The organism is Fibrobacter sp. UWOV1 (genome assembly GCF_900142495.1).
In the GTDB taxonomy this organism is placed as follows: Bacteria; Fibrobacterota; Fibrobacteria; order Fibrobacterales; family Fibrobacteraceae; genus Fibrobacter.
In genome coordinates, this window is record NZ_FRBA01000006.1 from 86013 (window position 1) to 108299 (window position 22287).

The following is a 22287-nucleotide window of genomic DNA, read 5'->3' on the forward strand; positions in this document are numbered from 1 at the left end:
AAATGATGCAACCCATGGGAGCGGGCCCAAGCACTTCAATTTTCGAGAAAGAAGACTCGATTACAGGCCTTAATTTTGTGGCATGGTTCTTTGCCCAAACCCAAAAAGACCCCAACTTTTACCCTCTTGAAAGATCGACCATCACGTTCTTTAACGTGATGAATTTCAAGACGATTAACCAAAGATTCTCATACCAAGGCGGAAACGAATACCTCTGCAGGTTCAGGGACGAACTCCAAAAGCTTTTTGAAGGTGAAAAAGTTTTACGTGCAGGGGCTGACCACCTGGTGGTCATCAGTCTCAATCTCTCTGTCGAAGAAATCGCCCTACGAATCAAGCTTTTGAACAAAGCGATGACGAGTTACGAAAAAGGGCTCCGCAACCAAATCAAGGCAGGCATCTATATCGCCGACGGCACCCCACAACAACCCATTGTCATGATGGACCGAGCCTCCCTCGCCTGTCGAGAAGTCCATGGCATTTTTAACAGGGAATACGCCGTCTTTGACGAGGAACTCAACAAAAAACACGAACAGAAACAATATGTGTTGGAACACTTTGACGAAGCCTTCGAAAAAGGATTTTTCAAGGTGTATTACCAACCGATTTATCGAACACTGAACAAGAAAGTCTGCGGCTACGAGGCCCTTGCCCGATGGATCGATCCCAATCGGGGCATGATTTCACCCCTCATCTTTATCGAAGTTCTTGAAAAGGTCCACCTGATTCACAAACTGGATGCCTACATTATAGACCAGGTTTGCAAGAACCTTCGCGACGACATCGATGGCGGATACGCCTACCAACCCATTTCGGTCAACCTTTCGAGACTCGACTTTGAACTGAGCGATATCAAGAAAGTCGTTGATAACGCCGTCGCCAAATATAATGTTCCCAAGGAATACATTGTATTGGAAGTCACCGAAAGCGCTTTCGCATCGGATCAGGAGAGCCTTGGGGATATAATCCACTGTTTTAGGGAGGACGGCTACCAAGTCTGGATTGACGACTTCGGTTCGGGATACAGTTCTTTCAATAACCTGCAAACTTACGATTTCGACTTCCTCAAGATAGATATGAACTTCCTCAGGAACTTCGACAAGACCCCGAAGTCCAAGGTGATTATCGCCTCTATCGTTGACTTGGCGAAAAAGCTCGGCATTCACACTCTGGCCGAGGGTGTCGAAACCGAAGACCAGTACGAATACCTGAAGAGTATAGGTTGCGAGCTGATTCAAGGTTACTATTTTGCCAAACCCATGCCCATCGAAGATTTTTACAACAAACGAGCGGAGCTGTGCAGTTTCGAAACAAACGAAACTCCGGCGGAACGCCGCTACTACGACGATATGGGCAGAATCAACTTCCTGGAAAACTCTCCGCTGACAAGAAAGCGCATGGATGTCACAAACGAAATTCCCATTGCACTTATCGAAGGCGAAAACCGAGTTTACCGCACGATATTTGCCAACAAGGCGTTCTACCAGGAAATCAGATCCTTTGGTGCAAACGACATCAATGACGTGCTCAGCTTGCTTACTCCCGAAAGTGCCCTATATTGTTTCAAGCGACTCGTTTACTCCGAAGAATATAACGAAACCGTTGAATATAACCTGATATTGAACAATTCCGTGGTGAAAACGAAGGTCCGCTTTTTGTCGCGTATGGGCACAAAAGCCGTTTACGCGTTCATGGCGAAAAACATTTCTGCCCACGAAAAAAAGTGACTTTTTGAGGTTTTTAACGACAAAAGTCTCCCAAAACGGGGGACTTTTTCATTTTCGCCCCCAAAATATGCAATATTTTTAACTTTTTTCAAAAAAAATCTCCCTTTTTACAAAAAAATTTATAATATAGCGGTAAAGAATACGAAAACGCCTTCACCAAGGAGAAAATATGGCTGGAAAGAAGAGCAAGAACGCGCTGGATGACGATCCGATCATTCCGAATGACGACCTCGAAATGGAAGAAGCTTCCATCTTCGAAGAAGAGGACGACGATTCCGAAGACAAGGGCATTGACGAAATCCTCGGCGGTGCAACTCTTGGCCGCGCCGCGGGCGACCTCGACGGCTGGGGCAGCTCCGAATACGAGGACAACTAAGTACTCGTGAACCGCGAGGAACTCAAAGAAAAATATGCCAAAAAACGAGTGCCCCACGAATGGCGGGGCACCGATTTCTTGTCTACTCTCGTAACAACCTTCTTTGGCTCGGGCATGTCGCCCAAAGCCCCTGGCACCATGGGAAGTTTGGCTGCTACTATTGTCGCTTACCCCATGGCCTTTTTCGCCATAAAATTCGATTCCGTTTTTTACTGGCTCAACCCGTTATTTATTGTTGCAGCAATCATTGTTTTCTTTGCTGCGATTCCGTTCGTGAACAAAGCGATGAAAGACACCGGCACCGAAGACCCGGGTTGGATCGTGATAGACGAAGTCTGCGGGATTTTCATGACATTCGCACTCGTCAATCCCTACATCATCGTAGATAACCCCATTACGCTTCTCGTCGGGTTCGCCCTGTTCCGATTCTTCGATATTCTCAAGCCGCTGGGCATTCACCGTTTCGAGAAATTCCCCGGAGCATGGGGCGTCATGGCAGACGACTTGCTTGGCGGTATATATGCGGGAATCCTGATGTTTCCCATCAGCATTGCGATTGACTTGATTTCGCTTTAGCCTTTAGTAATTCTTGAGGCAGCGCACGGAATACATGTTGCTGCTAATATCAAAATCCATCGTGAAGTCGCCCGGAGGGGCCAAATGCCAGCCGTAGGCGTCCCCCTCTTCGCTGGTGGCGCTCCAGAAATGGGCCGATTTGCCTAAATCCATGAATGTATCGGTAGCCTTGCCCGCAGGCACCACATCGAAGCCGTAACGGTCAGAGCCATCCCACTTGTCCCGCGACTTGAGGCTCACCCAAGCGGCCTCCTTACCGTCGCTGTCTTCGATGACGGTGCGGAATCGTTTCCATTCGTCGTTTTCGGGGAGGTGCCAACCCGTAGGACATGCCTTCTTTGCCATCTCAAAATTATAGAGGCGGCCGTACTTTGCGCAATTCTCTGAATTGTTGTCGTAGCAGGCGCTCCCTTTCACATTGAACGCAAGGTTTTCGGCCATCCAGACGCGGGTCCCAATAACAACCGTCCTGTAGGTGTGTCCGTCGCGCGCATCGTGGAATGTTCCCGTCTGCGGAAGCGCAAAAGAAAGCGTCGCCAGAGCAAGGGACAAGAAAGCAAAAATTTTCTTCGAAAAAAGCATAAGACGAAAATAGAAAAATTGCCACTCGTTTTTGCATTGTAAAATTAAAAATCGCTTTAGAACAAAATTCATCCAGAAACGAGCGAGATAAAATCGCTTTAGAACAAAATTCGCCCAGAAACGAGCAAAAAAATCGCTTTAGAACCAGTCCAAAGCGATTTATGAAAAATTGCGAAACTAATGAATTTATGCTAACGAGTAATTTGACTTAGTGCCTAGCGAGACCAAGAGCAGCGACCGAAGGAGTACAAGTCGTACGCTGAGTAAGTCGATGCGATGCCGTATCGCGACGGCAATAAGGCAAATTACACCTTCAGTTCGCCGGCGTCGATAGAATCCCATGCCGGTATCGCTTCAATCGCCGGGCGGACTTCTTCGGTCACAAACTTCACGACCTGTCCCGGAGCGCGGCCCACGAACTTGCGGAGGTCGAGGATTTCCTTGAGCTTAGCTTCTGTAATTCCGAGCTTCTGGAACTTTTCGTTCTTCAGCACGCGTTCGAGCAAGTCGTTGTCCTTGCCCTGTTCCTTGACGACCTTGCCCGCTTCCATGGACATCACGCGGATTTCTTCGTGGAGTTCCTGACGGTCACCGCCGTTCTTGACGCCTTCCATGATGATGTTTTCGGTAGCCATGAACGGGAGTTCGGCCATGATGCGCTTTTCGATAACCTTCGGGTAAACAACGAGGCCGTTCGTCACGTTTTCGGCGATGATGAGCATGGCATCCATGGCGAGGAATGCTTCCGGAATGGCGAGGCGCTTGTTCGCACTATCGTCGAGGGTGCGCTCGAACCACTGCGTCGCCTGCGTGAAGGCGGTGCTGTTCACCTGGGCCATCACGAAGCGAGCCAGGGAGCAAATGCGTTCGCTGCGCATGGGGTTACGCTTGTAAGCCATGGCGCTGGAACCGATCTGGGTCTTTTCGAACGGTTCTTCCACTTCCTTCACGCCCTGCATGAGGCGCATGTCGGTAGCGAACTTGTGCAGAGACTGAGCGATGGAGCTGAGCACCTGGTTCACGCGGTTGTCCCACTTGCGGGTGTAGGTCTGGCCGGTGATGGTGAGCACGCGCTTGAAACCGGCCTTGGCGGTCACGCGGCGGTCCAATTCCATAATCTTTTCTTCGTCGCCGTTGAACAGGTCCATGAAGCTCGCCTGCGTACCGGTGGTGCCCTTCACGCCGCGGAACGGAAGCACTTCGATGAGGAAGTTCAGTTCTTCGAGGTCAATGAGCATGTCCTGGAGCCAAAGGCAAGCGCGCTTGCCAACCGTCGTAAGCTGGGCCGCCTGGAAATGCGTGGCACCGAGCTGGGCCATGTCCTTGTATTCCATCGCAAACTTGGAAAGCTTGTCCATCACGCGGCAAAGACGCTTGCGCACGAGAATCATGGCCTGCTGCATCTGGATAAGGTCGGTGTTGTCGCCCACGAATGCAGACGTTGCTCCGAGGTGGATGATGCCCTTCGCCTTCGGGCACTGGACGCCGTAAGCGTAAACGTGGCTCATCACGTCGTGACGGCGGCGCTTTTCTTCTTCTTCGGCGACTTCAAAATTGATGTCCTTTTCGTGGGCCTTCAGTTCGTCCACCTGCTCCTGCGTAATCGGGAGGCCGAGTTCCATTTCGGATTCGGCGAGGTAAATCCAGAGCCTCCGCCAAGTCTGGAACTTGTACTGCGGGCTGAAGATGAAACTCATTTCCTTGCTGGCATAACGCTTGATAAGCGGGCTTTCGAATTGATCACGCATGATTTTATCCTTGTTTGAATTTTTACAAAGGTAAAGATAGAAAATTACCTGAACTCGGGAGCGATAGTCAAAATCAGGTTCACGCCATGCAGACCGTGGAAACCGAATTGGACACGGAACAGGTACATATTGGGCATACGGACGCGAATACCGAAGCCCCAGGAATTGTAATAATGGTCCAGGCTCCACTTGTCTATTTTCGGAGCAATCAGGGCATATTCATCAAAGAGAACGCCATCGACCAAGCGGTCTACCGGCCAGCGGTATTCCATGCTCAAAGTCATCAGGTTATGGGTTGTCCATTTATCGCCGTAACCGCGCAAAGGAGACCTTGCGTTCAACGTGATAAACGCATTGTGCGGGGCACCGCCCTCTTCGACTTCCCAAAGGTTCACCATGCGGTATTGAACCGCTATGACGCGGCGTTCAAAAAGCGTATTGCGCACCTGTTCCGGACGCCACACGCGAACCGCCTCGTCCCACGAAAAGTCCGTATAGAACCTGCGGTTTTCGCGCCCTTCTTTTGCCGAAAGCACGTATTTTTTCGCATTTCCCAAATAAAAGTAATGCTGGAAAATAAATTCCGTGATAATGAAATCGTGGTTCAAGCCACCGTCCTTGAGGACTTTATCCTGGTCTTCTTCAGGCGTGATTCCCAAATCTTCGTAGCGGACACCGGAATATTCACCTACGATTGTATAATTGCCGTTCAGCACAATACGGGAGCCGCGCGAGGGCGCATACGGGCAATCCAGATTGTCATAGACAAACGAAAGACCAATCGGAATTTGCATTACATTCTGATAAAGACCTCTGTCTTCTATTTTGTATTCGTCGCTAACCAAGATTGAATCTTGAACATCGGGATGACTGGCGCGACTAAAATACAGCGAAGTAGAAAGTTCCGCATTCCAGTTCGAGGTATATGCAATCGGAGCCCCCAAGCGCCAGCTAAACTGGAAGCTGGAATCGGGCTGCAGGTAATTACTCTTTGTTTCGGGAATGGTAAAACGGCTGTCTCGGTCTAAATCGATGTCGTAACGGAAACCGCCAAAGAAGCGTGTTCCAAACAGGGATTGCTTGTTATAGCGAGCCGTAAAGCCGACATCGCCGTTGGCGTAGTACTCCCCTTGCAGCACCAAGTAGTCTCGATTGAAAAATACACTACGATGGCGGTAATTCGCACCGACCATAGTTCGCGAACCCGGCTTGAAATTGAAGCTCGGGTAAATCATGATTTTGTAATCTTCGCCAAAAGAAATCAATTCTACAGACTTCTCAATAATACCGTTCTTGATGGCGTAGTCCACGGGCTTTGCCACCGGGTAAATCAGGCCGTTCAGGAAAGGCTGGATTATATATTCAAGCGGCCACGACATGGCCGATTTTTCTGGCGCTTGCTCGGTAGAATCCGAAGGAGTTTCGTCTTCTGCATAGGCATATACCGCGCCAAATAAGCATAGCGCAACAATAACCCAAACAAAGAGACTTTGCGACTCCCTTTTTATCATGCCTACAATTTAGTTTAATAATTTGAACAAAGAATATAATAGTTATATTATTTATATGTTTTCGGCTTTCGCCAAATTGATTCGAAAGATTGCCCATTATCCTAAAGCGATGATCGGGTTGTTTCTTGTCGTTACACTTGCATGTATTTACCCCATCGAAAATCTCCGTTGGGAAATCCAATTGCAAGACACTCTGAAAGGACATGAAGTCGAAGCCGATTACCAGTCAATCGAAAATGCATTCGGCGGACTCGGAAGTCTGACGATTGTTATTCAGTCCAAGGACAGTACCGCCAATTTCAAGTTTGCCCAAAATCTTGCGAAATACCTTGAAGACGACCCGCAGGTTCATTACGCCGAATATGCGACCGATCTGGATTTTTTCAAGAAAAACAAGCTTTTATACGCAAGCGAAAACGATCTGGACCAGGTCATCGAAAAACTGGACAGCCTAAGGTCCGCCGAAATCAACAAGCACAATCCCCTCCTGGTCGACCTGACCGATAGCAACCAGGCTCCGGCTGACGCGCCTGCACGCGACACAATCGAAATCATTTCGCAAATCGAGTCCAAATATTTCAAAAGTCTGCAACAGGATTTTTCGAACCAGCAAGGGTCTATCCGCGTAGTCGACGTCTACCCCACCACATCGGTTTCGGACTTGCAGGCCAACCGTGAACTTTTGCGAAAGGTCGAAAAATTTGTCGAAGACAACGGAAAGGGCATTAACGTCTACTATACCGGGAAAGTCTACGATTCCATTAAAGCCGGAAAGGCGTTGCTGCCCGAAGCAAAGTTTGCCGGCGGCATGGCAGCACTCATTATCCTTGTACTCCTCATTATCAATTTCTACCGCCAGCCGCAACTGATTTTCATTTCGGCGATTCCGCTTGCCATTCCGACTATTTTTACACTCGCCTGTGCGTACCTGCTGTTCGGGCGAATCAACCTGTTCACGCTTTCGCTTGGGCTTTTGCTACCGGGGCATGCCTGCCAGGTTCTAACGCATGTCTACACCAGGTACTTCCATGAACGCGAACAGAAGCTGAGCCCCGCCCTCTGTATCGAAAGCGCCCTGTTGGGAATTGGTCCTGTGGTTGCAGCCTCTTCGCTTGTCATGGCAAGCCTGTTTAGCGCCTTTATTCTAGTTCCTCTGCCCGGACTTCGCGAATTCGGAATTCTCGGTGCCATCGGAAGCCTACTCAACCTGATGGTCTGCCCGCTGTTGACCGCTTCGCTCTTGCTGCTCCTGCAACAAAAGAAGCCCTTTGACATCAGTTTCAGCAGCATCACCCCCAATCACCGCAAGCGCCTGTTTTCGTTCAAGACTAACTGGATTATCATTGTCGTTATCAGTATTGTAAGTGCGGTCGCATGGCTTTACAGCGGCACGAACCTGACATTCCTCTACGATTTCAAGAAGACCGAAATGCAATTGGAAGAACGCGAAGCGAGAGCCTTGATTGCAGAAACGGGCTTTTCCACCTACGATCCGATTATCGTCATGCTCCCCGATTCGTCTTACAACGATGACCTGGTTGAAAACTTTGAGCACTTGCAAAAGAAAGGTCGCCTCAAGGACCTTGGCAAAATCTACACGCAATACCAGTTCATGCCCAAGGTCAGTGTCGAGAAAAAACATAAAATCGAAACGCTGAAAAAACTGATTTCGGAAGATGTTCTTTCTAGGCTTAGCCCCAAGGATAGCGCCTCCATTGTCGAGATGTTCGATAATTACGAAAACGAAGTCAAAGACTTTGTTTTGTCCGAAAACATACGTCGCAAGTTTGCAGACAAAAAAGACAATCCGGGCGTATTCGCCTTCATTATTCCCAGTTCCGACCCGAACAACGGACTCACCTGCCGCCACATTGCAAAGCAGTTGATGCAACTTGACGGAATTCACGACAAGACCTTCAAGATTTGCGGCACACCGATTTTGAGAGCCTCGCTTTTGGACACCGTTCTCGGAAACATCAACAAGTCCATTCTCTTGGGAACGGTGCTACTTTGGATTATTCTCCTGATGTTCTATAACAAGCTAAGTCGAGCCTTCTTTACCTTATTGCCGTCGCTATTTGCCATGAGCTGGGTAACCATTCTGGTTCACGTATTCAACATCCAGATTTCGGCATACAGTTCTATCGCGTTTGTCCTCTTGATTGGCGCCAGTGTTGACGGATCATTGCAACTTTGGTCTTCGTACTACGAAAAGCAGGGCGGAAATGCTTGGAGTGTTTTGCAAACGAAATTGATTTCTGTCATGATTGCGCAGGGTGCTTCGTTTATCGGTGCAATCGCCATGCTGTTCTCGTCACACCCGGGAATTAACGGCATGGGCCTCATTGCAGCGCTCGGACTTATTTGCATCTTTATTTCGCATTTTACCATTTACCCCTTGGTGGCCAGCACCTTGGACGCCTACCGCATTTTGAAAAAGGCTAAACTCAGACATGAAAGACTTATCCACAAGAACTCTTAATATCGCAGCTTCTTTAACCGTCGCTATCGATACCTTGGCAAAACAGATGATTGCCGACGGCAAGGACATCGTAAGCCTGGGTGCAGGCGAACCCGATTTTCCGACTCCGACCCCGATTCAAGATGCCGCCTGCAAGGCCATTCGTGAAGGCAAGACTCGCTACACCGCCCCCGTGGGCATTCTGGAAGTCCGCAAGGCCGTGGCCGAAAAACTGAAGGTTGAAAACGGTCTGGACTACAAGCCCGAACAGATCATTATGACAAGCGGCGCAAAGCACGCCGTGTTCAATTCCCTCGCAGCGCTCGTAAACGAAGGCGACGAAGTAATTATCCCGGCCCCGTACTGGGTGACATACCCGGAACTGGTGAAATGGCTCGGCGGAAAGCCAGTGATTGTGAACACCAAGATTGAAGACGGATTCAAAATCAAGCCCGAAGCCTTGAAAGCGGCCATTACCGCAAAGACAAAGGCGATCCTCTTGAACAACCCCTGCAACCCGACGGGCGCCGTGTACAGCAAGGCCGAACTTGAAGCGCTTGCCAAAGTGATTGTCGAAAGCGACATTTACTGCATTTCGGACGAAGTGTACGAATACTTCACCTACGACACGGAATTCTGCTCCGCAGCAGCACTGCCCGGCATGGCCGAGCGCACCATCGTGATTAACGGATTCTCCAAGTCGCACTGCATGACAGGCTGGCGTATCGGTTACGACGCCGCTCCTGCAGAAATCGCAAAGATTATCGGAAAAATCCAGGGACAGGCCACGCACCACCCGAGCAATGTGGCGCAGTATGCCGCCCTCGGTGCCTTGCAGATGAACAAGAGCAATGTTCACGCTATGCAGGCCGCCTTCCGCAAGCGCCGCGACTACATGCTCAAGCGCACCGCCGAGGTTTTGCCGGAACCGTGCCGCGCTCCCGAAGGAGCCTTCTACCTGTTTGCGCCCGTCAAGAGTTTCTACGGCAAAAAAACGCCCGCAGGCAAGGTAATAGACGGATCCATCGATCTTTGCGAATACCTGTTGCAATCCCAGGGTCTCGCCATTGTGCCGGGAGCCGCCTTCGGTGACGACAGCTGCGTGCGATTCTCTTATGCCGCAAGCGACGAGACCTTGCAGAAGGCATGTGACCGATTTATAAGGGGACTGAGCAATCTAAAATAACTATCGTGAAATGTGAAATGTGAAATGTGTGATGTGTAATTAAAAATCCATCAAACATCTCTCATTCAACATTTCTCATTCCTCATTAACCAAATGCAGTCGTTTAGAATAGTCACTCCGCAGATTGGCGAGCCGTTTACCATCGGTCGCAAGCCAGATAACTCTCTGGTGCTTGACAACCCGATGGTTTCGCGCTACCATGCGGTGCTGGAATTCGAAGACAAACATTGGAACCTAAAGAACCTCACGCAGAACAGCGTGACACAAGTCAACGGAAACGATGTCGAATCGGCAGAACTTGAAGATGGTGATACCATTCAGATTGGCCCGATGCAGCTCCGTGCGACCCTCAAACGCGGGCACTTGCAGCTCTTGCTGATGGAATCGGTCGAGCGCGACTTGGTGCAAACCAAGAGTCTGAATAGCGCTTGGGAATCTCTCGACAGCCTGCACATGGATATTCCTGAAGGCACAAGCGCAAGACTCCATGCCGGAAAAGCCGAAATCAGCTTTAATGACAAAATTGTCAATACGCAAGGGAAATCCACCCGATTGATTCAGTTGGAAGAAGGCCGAATGATTCGCCTGCCGGGCTGCACCATGAGCTACGCGCAGGGCGAACTCACTTGCAAGAACTTGCCGCTCGGATTCGATGTGGAAATCGAAAACCTGGATGTCTTTGCCGGAAAAAAACAACTGCTTTCGGGCATTGACTTTAAGCTGCATGCAGGAGAAATCCTCGCCATCATCGGACGTTCGGGCCAAGGCAAGTCGACCCTTTTGCGCTTGCTGCAGGGCAAGCATAAGAGCGGTAACGATTCCTTTGTAAGCATCGGAAAGCTTGATTACCGCAACGAAGAAATCCGCAAGCATATCGCCTTCTTGGAGCAAGATCCAGAACTGCGCCGCGACTTGACCGTTAAAGAAACGCTCTTGGACGGAGCCCGAGTCGGAATGTCTAAGATCGATTTCAAGCGGAATGCGACTGGGCGACTCGAAAAGTTCGGCGAACTTTTCGGGCTGAGCGCAAGGCTTGACAACCCCATTCGCACGCTCAGCGGCGGCGAATGCCGCCGAGTCGCCCTTGCTAAAGAACTCATGGGAAATCCGGGCCTGATTGTACTCGACGAACCGCTTTCTGGCCTCGATCCTTACAACTCCAAGATTCTTTGCACGCACTTGAAGCAGCTCGCCTTCCTCGGGCACACGATTATTTTGACTACGCACAGCTACGAAGCGCTTGAAATCGCCGACAAAGTTCTTGTGCTGCACCAAGGCAAGCAGGCTTTCTATGGCACCCCCAAAGAAGCTTACCGCTATTTTGACAGCGAAAATCCTGAAACGATTCTCACGAACTTGAACGACGACACGGCTTCTAACTGGCAAACCATTCTACAGAACCGTGTCGGTCCCGTAAGAAGCACCTCGACTCTCGAAGCGTTGGTCCCCAGTTTTTTCCCGAAGACCAACTTGTCACCCGTTTTCTTCTACAAGATTTCGATTACCGCCAAGCAATGGATCCGGGACAAAGGCAAATTCCTCACGCTTCTCTTGCAGCCGCTCATTATCGGATTCCTGTTCTCGCAAATATTCTCGGACGCCACATCGCTTTGGATTGTCGCGTTTGCAATCATACTCTCGGCGAACTGGCTTTCGCTTTCACTCTCAATCCGGGAAATCGTACAGGAAAAAGAAATCTTGCAGGCAGAATTCCGCAAGGGAGTCCCGATTCTTCCGACCATTTTGGCCAAAGCGATTCTCCCCACAACGGTCGCCTTCATCCAGACCTTTATCGTTTTTGCCTTTGTCGGATTCCGTACGCATATTTGGCCCTCTCCCCTACCGCTTTTGGCCGTGATTTTGCTGATGGTTCTGCCACCTGTTGCCGTAGGCCTTGCCGTAAGTTCGCTTTCTAAAAACGCCGGGCAGGCAAACGCCATGCTCCCGCTTTTGATTATTCCGCAGGTCGCCTTGGCCGGAGCCCTGGTGCCCTTGGACCAAATGCAAGCTATCGGGCGCATTCTTTCGACCATTATTTGGTCCCGCTACAACCAGGCAAGCCTTTTAAACCTGCTCCTAGAACGCAAAGACGCTATCGAAAACACAATTCTTGCCCTCGGCATCACATTATGTTTTTATATTGTGGTTGCAATAAAACTAAACTGGTCTAAGAAAGCAAAATGATCGCCCCGCAAAAGTCTGAAGTATTTCCGCGTCCTTTTAACGAAAACTACGACCTCATTGGCACCCTCGGTAAAGGGGGCATGGGAAATGTTTACAAAGCCCTAGACAAGAGGCTCGGACGCGAAGTCGCATTCAAGATTTTGGACGCCTCTTCCGATGAAGAAGCGATCAAGCGTTTCTATATGGAAGCGCAGGCGATGAAGGAACTGGACCACCAGAATATCGTTCACGTATTCGACTTCGGTCAAGAAAAGAACCAGCTCTTTATTGCCATGACTTATGTGGAAGGCATTAACCTTGCCGACATTCTGCACAAGAAGGAACAGCTTTCGTTCGAAGCAATCGAAGTCATTATCCGCCAGATTGCACGCGGACTTCTTTACGCTCATAGCAAGGGCATTGTTCATCGAGACGTGAAACCGTCGAACATCATGCTTACCCGCGACAACCGCGTCTACATCATGGACTTCGGCATTTCCTACATCCAGGAAATGGAAAAGGACAGACTCACGCGCACGGGCATGACCATGGGTACCCCCGAATACATGAGCCCTGAACAGTGCCACGGCGACAACGTGACCATTCAGTCTGACATTTACAGCATGGGCGTGATTCTTTTCGAAATGACCTGCGGCCGCCTCCCCTTCGAAGGTAATCGCCCGGTAGAAATCGCCCTGAAGCACGTTCAGGAACAGCCGCCTGCACCGGAACTTTTCCGCAAGGACATGCCCCCCGGACTTTCGAAGTTGATCCTCAAGTGCTTAAAGAAAAAGCTGAACGAACGTTTCCATGACATGCAGGAATTCCTGGACGCCTGCGACCAGGTGTTCCCTACCGAAAAGACGGTACAGCGCCCCACCATGGGCCACACGCCGCTCCGCCGCCGCACGGCATCGATTGCCGAAATGGCAAACATCATCACGCCGCGCGCCCGCATGCTCCAAAAGAAGCTCACGGCTCTTGCCATCTTCATTTTCCCGCTCATCATCATGCTCCTGATTTTGCTGATGCTGACGCACAAGCCCGAAAGTACCTTGCGTGAACTGGAATGGAGCGAAGCTCTTGGCAACTACGAAACCAAGGCTCTCGAAATTGACGAAAGCAACGGCTACCCGCTCAAGAACTTGAACGACAACGACCTTAAGACGGCATGGCTCCACACGATGCCGCAAAAGCCGCAGAATCCGGTACTCACGCTCTACTTCGACGGAAACGCCATCGTGACGCATTTCGGCATCGCTATCGGTTACCAGAAATCCGTAGACGACGCCTTCGGCGACCGTTTCCGCATTTTCAAGAAGCCGAAGATCGTAACGCTCGAAACCAAGGACGGATTCAAGCAGAAAATCAAGCTTGAAAACATCCGCGGAATGCAGTACCCGAATATTCAGGCAATGGAAACCAGCGAACTCAAGGTTTACCTGGATGAAGTCTACGATGGAGAAAACGAAGACTTCGCCATTTCTGAAATTCGCCTGTTGGGCATGGAACTGCCCTAATTTAATTCAGAGTTCGGAGTTCGGAATTCGGAGTTGGAGTTTGAACTCGGAATTCAGATTTCGGAGTTCGGAGTTCGGAATTCGGAGTTGGAGTTTGAACTCGGAATTCAGATTTTGGAGTTCAGATTTCAGAGTTCGGAGTTGGAATTATAATTCGGAATAAAATCGGGCTCATTTTTCACATTTTTCTAAAAACTGGCGTATATACATAGAGACACTCTTCAAAAAGGAACTCTATGTTTAACAACATGTCTAAAGCATCCAATCGGCCCAAGGGTAACTACATCGAAACACTCGCTTCGGCCTACCTAAGCCGCGAAGGCTACCAGATTCTCGCCCGCAATTACGCCTACATGGGCGGAGAATTGGACATTGTCGCCCGCGACGGAGAGACACTCGTCTTTGTTGAAGTCAAGTCCGTGTGGAACAACCAGCAAGGAAATCCGGCCGCCCGCGTAAACACCCTAAAGCAAAAGAAAATCTGGAAGACCGCCTGCCATTTTATAGCCACACAAAAAGAGCATGCACCTTTAGGCTTTGACACGCCTTGTCGCTTTGACGTGCTGACAGCAAGAGCCTACCAGAAGCCCCTGCAGTTCGCGCACTACAAAAACGCCTTTGAAGGCACACAGGTAATCCCGCAGTTATAATGTGAGATGTGTGATGTGAGATGTTTAATTACACATCACACATTCCTCATTCCACATTGCACTACTCTACTTCGTCGAGGAGCACAACAGGAATATCCGTCATGTCGCGGAAGGCTGTACAATCCGTCAGAATGCAGTCGGCACCGCAAACGTAAGCGGTTGCCAAACGCATGGATTCTTCGGTTGAAAGATTCTTCGCCGCAAGTTCGGCCGCCTTCACGGCAATCTCGCCCGTGACTTCGCAAGCCTTGACATTGCGGGAATGTTCAAAGAATTCGCGGTACTGACGCGACAGAAGACCTTCGCCAGCGGCAAAGGCTTTCTTCGAAAGTTCAAATAAAGTAACGTTCGATACCAAAATGGTCAAGTTATTTTCGTAGGCAAAGTCAAGAACCGAAGACACCACCGGATAATAATCCGGGTGCATCTGTAGCAAGCGCACCACGGCACCTGTATCCAGAAAGAGGACTCTCGACTTTTCAAGCGCCTTATTCATAGATTTCCATGTAGGCGATATCTTCGCGCATGCCAGCACGAACCATCTTGAATCGTTCTGCCTTCGGGTAGAAATACCAAATCATCCATTCACCCGCCATATCAGTACGCTTCGTCTTGATGGCAATGGGCTTTTCGCCGTTATAGAAATCGCGCTTGTGCGGAATCACGTGTTCGAACGGGCGGTAGGTATGGACATCTTCACCGGCGGCGCGTTCAATGAATCCATTGCCGCCCTTACTCCAGGTAATGGTCACGACTCCGTTGTCGTCCTTGACTTTTTCGCAACTGTCGAAGCCGCTCCCGCACCACAGGTACTTCTTGTACTTGAAGCTCTGTTCGGGCATATTGAAGGTTTCTACCGTGCGGCGATTACCCTTGTAGTTGCTGTATTCGCCTTCCAGCTTGTACTTGCCGGAATTATATTCGGTGCAACCACGCTGGGCAACCCTCACCTTACGGTCTGCAACGGCGATATCTACCGTACAGCCTTCTTCGGAATAAGTCAAGCGGGCATGTCCGTTTGCCTCGCGGAGTTCCAAATTACTGGCTTCGAGTTCAGCACGGTAGCCGAACGGACCATTCTGAATGACAAACGAGAAGTAGCGGGGATTGGTCGGAGACTTCTTGAGGAACACGCTACCGGTAGAGGATGCATATTCACCGCTCAAGTCCATGGACGCCTGTTGGAACCGGGCGAGGTCGGCGCGTTTGACCCAAACTTCACCCAGCTTGCACTGGATAGGAACAAAGCGGGGCGGTTCCTTGGGTTCGACCTTTTCCCAAATCGTAACGCGACGCTTTTTCACCTTGATTTTGGGGCGTCCCTTTTTGTCTTTTTTGACATTGCCCTTGCGGTCTTTAACTTGAATTGTATCCCTAACGACCATGACTTTTTTTACAGAATCCATGGGAAGCGGAAGTTCCCGAATTTGGTCTGTAAAGACAAGCGAACCTGCAGGAGAATTTTCATCAATGCCGTTAGCGGATTTCTTATAAACTGTCAAAGTTTCCTGAGCAAACGAAAATGAGCAACAGAGCGAAATTAAAACCGTAAAAAAATGAATTTTTTTCAAAACTTAACCTCTTTGTGGGAGTAAAGTTAACTTTTTATTGTTGAAAGAAGGAATATTTTACTAAAATTTAACATGTGGAATATATAAAGGAGTTCCTTTTATGAAGAAGATGTTTATCGCCTCTTGCATTATGGCCGCAGCCGTATTTGCTGCTCCGGCAGCAAAGGCCCCTGCAGCAGCCCCCGCTACTGCAGCCCCGGCAAAAACTGCTGAACCTGCAGCCGCTCCGGCAAAGACTGAAGCCAAGGCCGAACAGCCGAAGGCTGACGCCAAGGCCGCCGCTCCGGCTAAGACCGAAGCCAAGGCAGAACAGCCAAAGGCTGACGCCAAGGCTGCCGAACCCGCCAAGGCTGAAGCAAAGCCTGCTGCAGAAGCGAAGGCAGAACAGCCGAAGGCCGATGCAAAGGCTGAAGAAACGAAGGCCGCCGAAGCCCCGAAGGCAGAAGCTAAGGCCGAACAACCGAAAGAAGAAGCCAAGGCTGAAGAAGTGAAGCCCGCCGAAGCCCCGAAGGCAGAAGCTAAGGCTGAACAGCCGAAAGAAGAAGCCAAGGCCGAAGAAGTAAAGGCAGAAGAAGCCGCTCCGGCAGCCGAAGTCGCCGCCGCTGAACCGGCAAAGAAACCGGCCAAGAAGAAAAAGCGCAAAAAGAAAAAAATGATTCAGAACGCAGTGATGTCGGTGAACCAGATTAACTTCGACATCAACGCAGACTTCGAACTCGAAGCCGGTAAGGTTCTTTGGTCTAGCGAAGACGACGAAATGGGCGACAACTTCGAAACCTGGAAGGGAGAAGCTAACTTCGCCGTACTCGCCGAAGCAGACGATTTCAAGGGCAAGATTGGCGTAGCCTTCTACCCCGCCGACCTCAGGTCTGACGACAACCTCGACAAGACAACCAAGAAGGCCGAACTCCGCGAAGGCACCCGCCAGTATGGAGATGACTACTACTCTCTGGACGAAGCATGGGCCATGCAGGAAACAGACCTGTTCACCTTCAAGGTCGGTCGTTGGGACAACACCGACAAGAGCGGTGACTACTTCGGTGGTTACATCGACGGTTACCTGGCCGGATTCCTTTCTACCCAGCCGTCTGAAAACCAGTTGATGTTCGGTTTCACTCCGTCTGACAACATGTCCGGTTTCATTTCTTTGATCAGCAAGTCCGAAAACCTCAACAAGGGTGATCTGCGTGCTGCATTCAACTTCCACAACCTCGCCGGCATTTCCGCCCTCAAGGTTCAGCTTGCTTACCGCAGCAACATGTTCGATGTCGTTTACGACAGCAAGGCCGACATCAAGCACAACGCTTCCTTGAAGGCTAACTTGCCGATTGTCTCCAACACGGTGGACATCTTCGCTGAAGCCGCCCTCATGGACATGGCCGACGACCTCGTGATTCCCGTTACTGGCGGTATCGCAATCTACACTCCGGTTGTCGACAGAATCCTTGTCGAAGCCGAATACGTTGGCGACCGTCATGAACACCGCGACTTCTGGGGCATGAGCAAGAAGCCCAATCACATCAAGGATGTCTTGGCTGCTCTCTATCTCGAAAAGGCCTTCACTAGCCGCTTCAGCCTGTCTGCAGGTTTCCACAGCTACGGCTGCACCAAGGACTACACCATCTCGGGTAACTTGGTTGGTAGGATTAATTAAGGTTTTAAAACAACCATTAGAAAACATCCCGCGGGAATTCCGCGGGATGTTTCATTTTTAAAAAATACAAGTTGGAATATTCTGGAGTTGTATTTTTACAACCCCTTACGGTCAAGGTCTAGCAACAGAGACTGCAAGGAATCTTCTACGCTCGTGCGGAAATCACCCGAACCAAGGCTGCAGGATGCAACGACATCGTTGCCTTTAGTAATACGGATTACAGCAAAGCCACCTTCAACGGTAAATGAAACGCCAAGACCCTTGTTTAAGGCTTTTTCCAAAAGATCGCGCATAAAAAACTCCTTTTTAACGCTAGAAACATGAATACTCTTAAATTAGGCTTTTTCGCACAAAAAAACAAGAACTTTTTTTGTTTTTCATTGATAAAAAGTCCTTTTTCGGGATTATATTAAGGGTATGTACGACTTTCACCTTCATTTGGCACGGCTTCCGCAGCCGACAACGCTTGCCCGGACCTTAACGGAACGGGGGGTGCACTTCAATGCAATCGCATGCGAGCCTTATGAATGGGAAATTCTCCAGAAGATGAGTGTTTCGCTCTTTGAAGGCTGTACCCGCAATTACGGCATTCACCCGATGGCCATTGCCGACGTGACGGAAGCCGACTGGGAACGTCTCGAAACGATTCTTGTCGACAACCCCGATGCAGGCGTCGGCGAATGCGGTCTTGACAAGCGCTACCCCGGCTATTCAGCCACAGAAAGTTCGCTTCAAGAAGCCGCATTCAAGCGCCACGTGGAACTTGCACTAAGACTCCATCGCGATTTGCACATTCACTGTGTCGGCGACTACGGCCGCATTGTCAAGATTTTAAAAGACTGCAACTACCCCGGCAGAAAGCATCCGAACAAGCCCATGGTGCATACGGTATTCCACCGCTTTGGCGGCGATATTTCTACCGTAAAGTCTGCCCAGGAACTCAATCCGATTTTCTCATTGCACCAGGACTCCTTCCACAAAAAGGCAACCCTTGATGCCATTCCGCAGATTCCTGCAGAACAAATCCGGTTTGAAACCGATGCCGACGAAACTTTCTGCACGGCGAACCTTTTGAAGAATGAATCTGTCGCGAAAATTGCAGATGCCCTCATGGAGCATTTAAAAGAAACGGAACAACTCGTTCGCTAATCCGCTAGTTTTTCGCGGCTGACGAGTTCGTACTCTTCAGGACCGTCGAATCAGCCTTAATCACAGCAAACGCACGGAATTCCTTGAGCGCCTTTTCGGCGAGTTCGATGGCGTTGCCTTTACCGAGTTCAATCACGACTTGCAGTGGCGAACCTCCCATGATGCGCATGGGGAACTGCGTATTCGCATACATCTCGCTGATGATTCGCGGATCGGGCGGCGGGAATTCTACAAAAGTCGCCGCGAGCATTCCCTTGCGCTGCACAAGCCCTTGAATGCGGAGCCGCCCGGCCAAGAGCCCGATTTCGGTCACCAGCAAGAGCATCTTGGCGGCTTCGGGCACGGGCCCGAAACGATCCGCGAGTTCCTGCGCAAGCCCCGCGATTTCGTCGGTATGCGACACGCGGGAAATCCGCTGGTACATCGAAATTCGAGTGAGGCCATCCTGAATGTAGTCTTCGGGCAAGTAAGCGTCTACGCCGAGTTCTACGCGAGGCTGAATCGGCTTTTCGGACGGGCCACCGCGCAGCTGTTCCACCGCCTCGCGCACTAAGCGCACATAAGTTTCAAAGCCGACTTCGGCAATAAAGCCGTGCTGTTCCTGACCGAGCAAGTTACCCGCCCCGCGGATTTCCAAGTCACGCATGGCCAGCTGATAACCGCTACCGAGGTCGGTAAACTGTTCCAGCGCCTTCAAGCGACGCATGGATTCCGCCGAGATTTCGTTCTTCGCGGGAATCACCAAAAGCGCCTTCGCGAGCACGCTGCTACGGCCCACGCGGCCGCGCATCTGGTAAAGCTGACTAATGCCAAAGTGATGCGCGTTCATGATGATAATGGTATTCGCATTCGGGACATCCAGGCCCGATTCGATAATGCTCGTGCTGACGAGGATATCAAACTTGCGGGAGATAAAGGCTTCCATCGCATTTTCAAGATCGCGGTCATTCATCTGCCCGTGGGCAATACCGATGTGCGCTTCGGGCACAAGATGTTCGATATCGTCCGCCAGTTCATAAATGCTTTGCACGCGGTCGTTCACAATGAACACCTGGCCACCGCGAGCCAGTTCATCTTCAATCGCCTGCTTGATGACCATATCGTCGCGCTTCATGAGCTTGGTTTCTACAGGCAAGCGGTTCATGGGCGGCGTATTAATCAGTGAAATATCGCGAACGCCCGTCATGCTCAAGTGAAGCGAACGCGGAATCGGTGTGGCACTCATGCTGAGCGTATCGACCGCAAGGCGCATTTCACGCAGTTTTTCCTTCTGCTTCACGCCAAACTTCTGTTCTTCGTCGATAATTAAAAGGCCCAGATCCTTGAATTGGTTTTTCTCCGAAAGCAGGCTGTGCGTACCGACCAAAATGTCGACCTTGCCTTCGCTCACCTGCTTGAAAATTTCTTTCTTTTCCTTGGCGCTCTTGTAGCGGTTCACAAGTGCTATATTCACGCCAAAGCCTGCAAAGCGGTCCATGAAGTTTTCGTAATGCTGGGCCGCCAAAATCGTCGTCGGCACCAGGAGCACCACCTGCTTCTTGCTCACCACGCACTTGAACGCCGCACGCATGGCGACTTCGGTCTTACCAAAGCCCACGTCGCCACAAATCAGGCGGTCCATCGGGCGGCGTGATTCCATATCCCGCTTGATATCTTCGGTAGCCTTCACCTGGTCGGGCGTCGGGTCGTATTCAAAGGCGTCTTCAAATTCTTTCTGCAGTTTGCCATCGGGCGGGAAATCGAAACCTTCCACCAGTTCGCGCTTGGCGTAAAGTTCCACTAGCTCGCGCGCAATCTGAATGACCTTTTTCTTGACGCGTTCCTTGAGGTTTTCCCAGGCCTTGCCGCCCAATTTATCCAACTTGGGAGGGGTTTCTTGCGTGTCGAGGCGTTCAATCTTCTGCAAGTCCGCTACAGGGAACTTGAGTTTGTCACCGCCGGCGTATTCCAGCAAGGCACAGTCCACCATGCCACCATTCACGTTCACACGCACAAGCCCTAAGTACTTGCCCACGCCGTGATCTTCGTGCGAAACGAAATCGCCGCGGTTCAACGATTCTATCATCAAGGCGCTCGAAACGGAGCCCGCGATTTTGCGTTTACGGGTCTTGTTCGAATGACGATTGAAAATGCGCGTCTCGGTCAGGAAGGCGATTCCGTCGTCTTCGAGCCAGAAACCTTCGGACATGTTGCCCACAATGTAGTCTTCTACCGGCAAGCCTTCGAGCATCTGCTTGATGCGCCCAAGCGCACCCGCCGTCGGGGCGACCACGTAAACGGTTCCGCCGCGGGCGGCAAATTCCTCGATTTCCTTGGCCACGGAATCGGTTCCGTTCGACGAGAAATCCTGCGGTTTGCAATTCAGCTCATGACTGTTGCCGTCGTTGAGCTGCACGCGGGAAACATCCATCGAGGTGCGGCCCACAAACTGGCGCGAAAGTTCGCCCATCTTGAACCAGGTATGCGCCGGGTCCACCGCCTCGGTATCGACTTCGCGGATTTCCCTGAAGGTGTTCTCGCAGTTCACATAATACTTTGCCGCATTCTCTGACAGTAGCGACAATTCCTCGAAAACCAGCGAAGCCTTCGGCAAATAGTCGAGCAAGCTGGAATTGAGCGTCTGGTAACGCCCGCGGTGCCACCAGAGCCCCGAAAGGTCGCCGTTGTAGCACGCCGCCTCGTGTTCCTTGACCGTAAATTCGCCCATCGGGAAAAGTTTCACCGACTTCATGGTCTCTACGGAACGCTGCGAGAAAATGTCGAAGCTACGGATTGATTCAATTTCGTCGCCAAAGAATTCGATACGGATCGGGTGCGGGTACAGAAGGCAGTTTACGTCGACAATGCATCCGCGAATGGAGAACTCCCCCACCCCCGAAACCACAGGCTGTTCCACGAATCCGTGATCCAGGAACCAGGGGCGAAGCGACGAAGGCTCGGCAACACCGCCCACCTTGAGTTCAAGGCAATCCTTCATCACCGTATGCGGTGCCGGAAGCCGCATCAAGAACGAATCCAGCGGACAAACCGTTACAAAAGGATTCGCGCCCTCTACATCGCGGAAAAACTTGAGGCGTTCTTCGACAACGCCTTCGAACGGCACCTTCTTTTCGTAAGGTTTCAAGCCAATCGACGGGAAAAAACGGACAAATTCTTCGCCCAAGAGCCCTTCCAGATTTTCGACCCAATTCTCGGCGCTCTTGTAATCCTTGGCCACTACCAGAATCGGGTTCGGCTTTTTAAGGAACCGTGAGGCCACCATCATGGCTGCCGCCGGAACCGTAGCGCCATTCACGTGAAGCGCGCCCCCTTCAGCCTTGCTGAAGAGGTTTAGCGTTTCACTGCGGGCAAATGTGATGAACTCTGAAAGGGATTCTACCATCGCACCAAAGATAGCTTTTTTTTACTCATCT

At 50.6% G+C, this 22287-nt stretch carries 17 protein-coding genes; 10 read left to right on the forward strand and 7 right to left on the reverse strand.

Annotation, left to right across the window (positions count from 1 at the left end):
- The first annotated feature begins 2 nt into the window (after window positions 1-2).
- From BUC02_RS09640 to BUC02_RS09650, 3 genes are all read left to right on the forward strand, one after another.
- Window positions 3-1727: a GGDEF domain-containing phosphodiesterase gene (locus BUC02_RS09640; RefSeq protein WP_083564536.1), complete on the forward strand. Its 1725-nt coding sequence runs from the start codon at window positions 3-5 to the stop codon at window positions 1725-1727.
- A gap of 169 nt (window positions 1728-1896) precedes the next feature.
- Complete coding sequence (locus tag BUC02_RS09645; RefSeq protein ID WP_073054201.1) at window positions 1897-2103, forward strand: hypothetical protein; 207 nt, start codon at window positions 1897-1899, stop codon at window positions 2101-2103.
- A gap of 78 nt (window positions 2104-2181) precedes the next feature.
- The gene (locus BUC02_RS09650; protein ID WP_254794179.1) at window positions 2182-2679 is read left to right on the forward strand and encodes a phosphatidylglycerophosphatase A family protein; all 498 of its coding nucleotides are present in this window, start codon (window positions 2182-2184) and stop codon (window positions 2677-2679) included.
- A gap of 3 nt (window positions 2680-2682) precedes the next feature.
- Here the strand turns inward: BUC02_RS09650 and BUC02_RS09655 are convergent, their stop codons facing one another.
- From BUC02_RS09655 to BUC02_RS09665, 3 genes are all read right to left on the reverse strand, one after another.
- On the reverse strand, window positions 2683-3231 hold the full coding sequence (locus BUC02_RS09655) for a fibrobacter succinogenes major paralogous domain-containing protein (protein ID WP_170930552.1): 549 nt from the start codon (window positions 3229-3231) through the stop codon (window positions 2683-2685).
- Between the two features lie 335 nt (window positions 3232-3566).
- Window positions 3567-5009, reverse strand: coding sequence for an adenylosuccinate lyase (purB, locus tag BUC02_RS09660; protein WP_073321971.1), 1443 nt, complete (start codon window positions 5007-5009; stop codon window positions 3567-3569).
- 44 nt (window positions 5010-5053) lie between these two features.
- Entirely contained in the window at window positions 5054-6388 is a 1335-nt protein-coding gene (locus BUC02_RS09665) for a BamA/TamA family outer membrane protein (protein WP_073321973.1), read from the reverse strand.
- Window positions 6389-6629: 241 nt separating this feature from the next.
- Between BUC02_RS09665 and BUC02_RS09670 the strand changes: the two genes are divergently transcribed.
- The 5 genes from BUC02_RS09670 (at window position 6630) to BUC02_RS09690 (ending at window position 14500) form a co-directional block, all read left to right on the forward strand.
- The gene (locus BUC02_RS09670; RefSeq protein WP_217653077.1) at window positions 6630-9002 is read left to right on the forward strand and encodes an MMPL family transporter; all 2373 of its coding nucleotides are present in this window, start codon (window positions 6630-6632) and stop codon (window positions 9000-9002) included.
- Window positions 8974-10167, forward strand: a complete 1194-nt coding sequence (locus BUC02_RS09675; RefSeq protein WP_073321978.1) for a pyridoxal phosphate-dependent aminotransferase — start codon at window positions 8974-8976, stop codon at window positions 10165-10167. Before BUC02_RS09670 ends, BUC02_RS09675 begins: the two co-directional genes overlap by 29 nt.
- Before the next feature lie 93 nt (window positions 10168-10260).
- Window positions 10261-12351, forward strand: coding sequence for an ATP-binding cassette domain-containing protein (locus tag BUC02_RS09680; RefSeq protein ID WP_073321981.1), 2091 nt, complete (start codon window positions 10261-10263; stop codon window positions 12349-12351).
- Entirely contained in the window at window positions 12348-13850 is a 1503-nt protein-coding gene (locus BUC02_RS09685) for a serine/threonine-protein kinase (RefSeq protein WP_073321984.1), read from the forward strand. Before BUC02_RS09680 ends, BUC02_RS09685 begins: the two co-directional genes overlap by 4 nt.
- Window positions 13851-14086: 236 nt before the next feature.
- Window positions 14087-14500, forward strand: coding sequence for a YraN family protein (locus BUC02_RS09690; RefSeq protein ID WP_073321987.1), 414 nt, complete (start codon window positions 14087-14089; stop codon window positions 14498-14500).
- Window positions 14501-14561: 61 nt separating this feature from the next.
- Here BUC02_RS09690 and BUC02_RS09695 read toward each other — a convergent pair whose 3' ends face one another.
- Window positions 14562-14996, reverse strand: coding sequence for a type II toxin-antitoxin system VapC family toxin (locus BUC02_RS09695; protein WP_073321990.1), 435 nt, complete (start codon window positions 14994-14996; stop codon window positions 14562-14564).
- Entirely contained in the window at window positions 14989-16002 is a 1014-nt protein-coding gene (locus BUC02_RS09700; protein WP_254794182.1) for a hypothetical protein, read from the reverse strand. Before BUC02_RS09700 ends, BUC02_RS09695 begins: the two co-directional genes overlap by 8 nt.
- A 169-nt stretch (window positions 16003-16171) precedes the next feature.
- On the opposite strand from BUC02_RS09700, the gene BUC02_RS09705 reads away from it, so the two are divergent.
- Entirely contained in the window at window positions 16172-17725 is a 1554-nt protein-coding gene (locus BUC02_RS09705; protein WP_073321995.1) for a hypothetical protein, read from the forward strand.
- A 95-nt stretch (window positions 17726-17820) separates the two neighbouring features.
- On the opposite strand, the gene BUC02_RS09710 is transcribed toward BUC02_RS09705, so the two are convergent.
- Window positions 17821-18018 carry a hypothetical protein gene (locus tag BUC02_RS09710; protein WP_073321998.1) on the reverse strand — a complete coding sequence of 66 codons (198 nt, stop codon included), beginning with the start codon at window positions 18016-18018 and terminating at the stop codon, window positions 17821-17823.
- Window positions 18019-18142: 124 nt separating this feature from the next.
- Between BUC02_RS09710 and BUC02_RS09715 the strand changes: the two genes are divergently transcribed.
- On the forward strand, window positions 18143-18874 hold the full coding sequence (locus BUC02_RS09715; RefSeq protein ID WP_073322001.1) for a TatD family hydrolase: 732 nt from the start codon (window positions 18143-18145) through the stop codon (window positions 18872-18874).
- Between the two features lie 4 nt (window positions 18875-18878).
- Here the strand turns inward: BUC02_RS09715 and mfd are convergent, their stop codons facing one another.
- Window positions 18879-22256, reverse strand: coding sequence for a transcription-repair coupling factor (gene mfd / locus BUC02_RS09720; RefSeq protein WP_073322004.1), 3378 nt, complete (start codon window positions 22254-22256; stop codon window positions 18879-18881).
- Window positions 22257-22287: the final 31 nt, after the last annotated feature.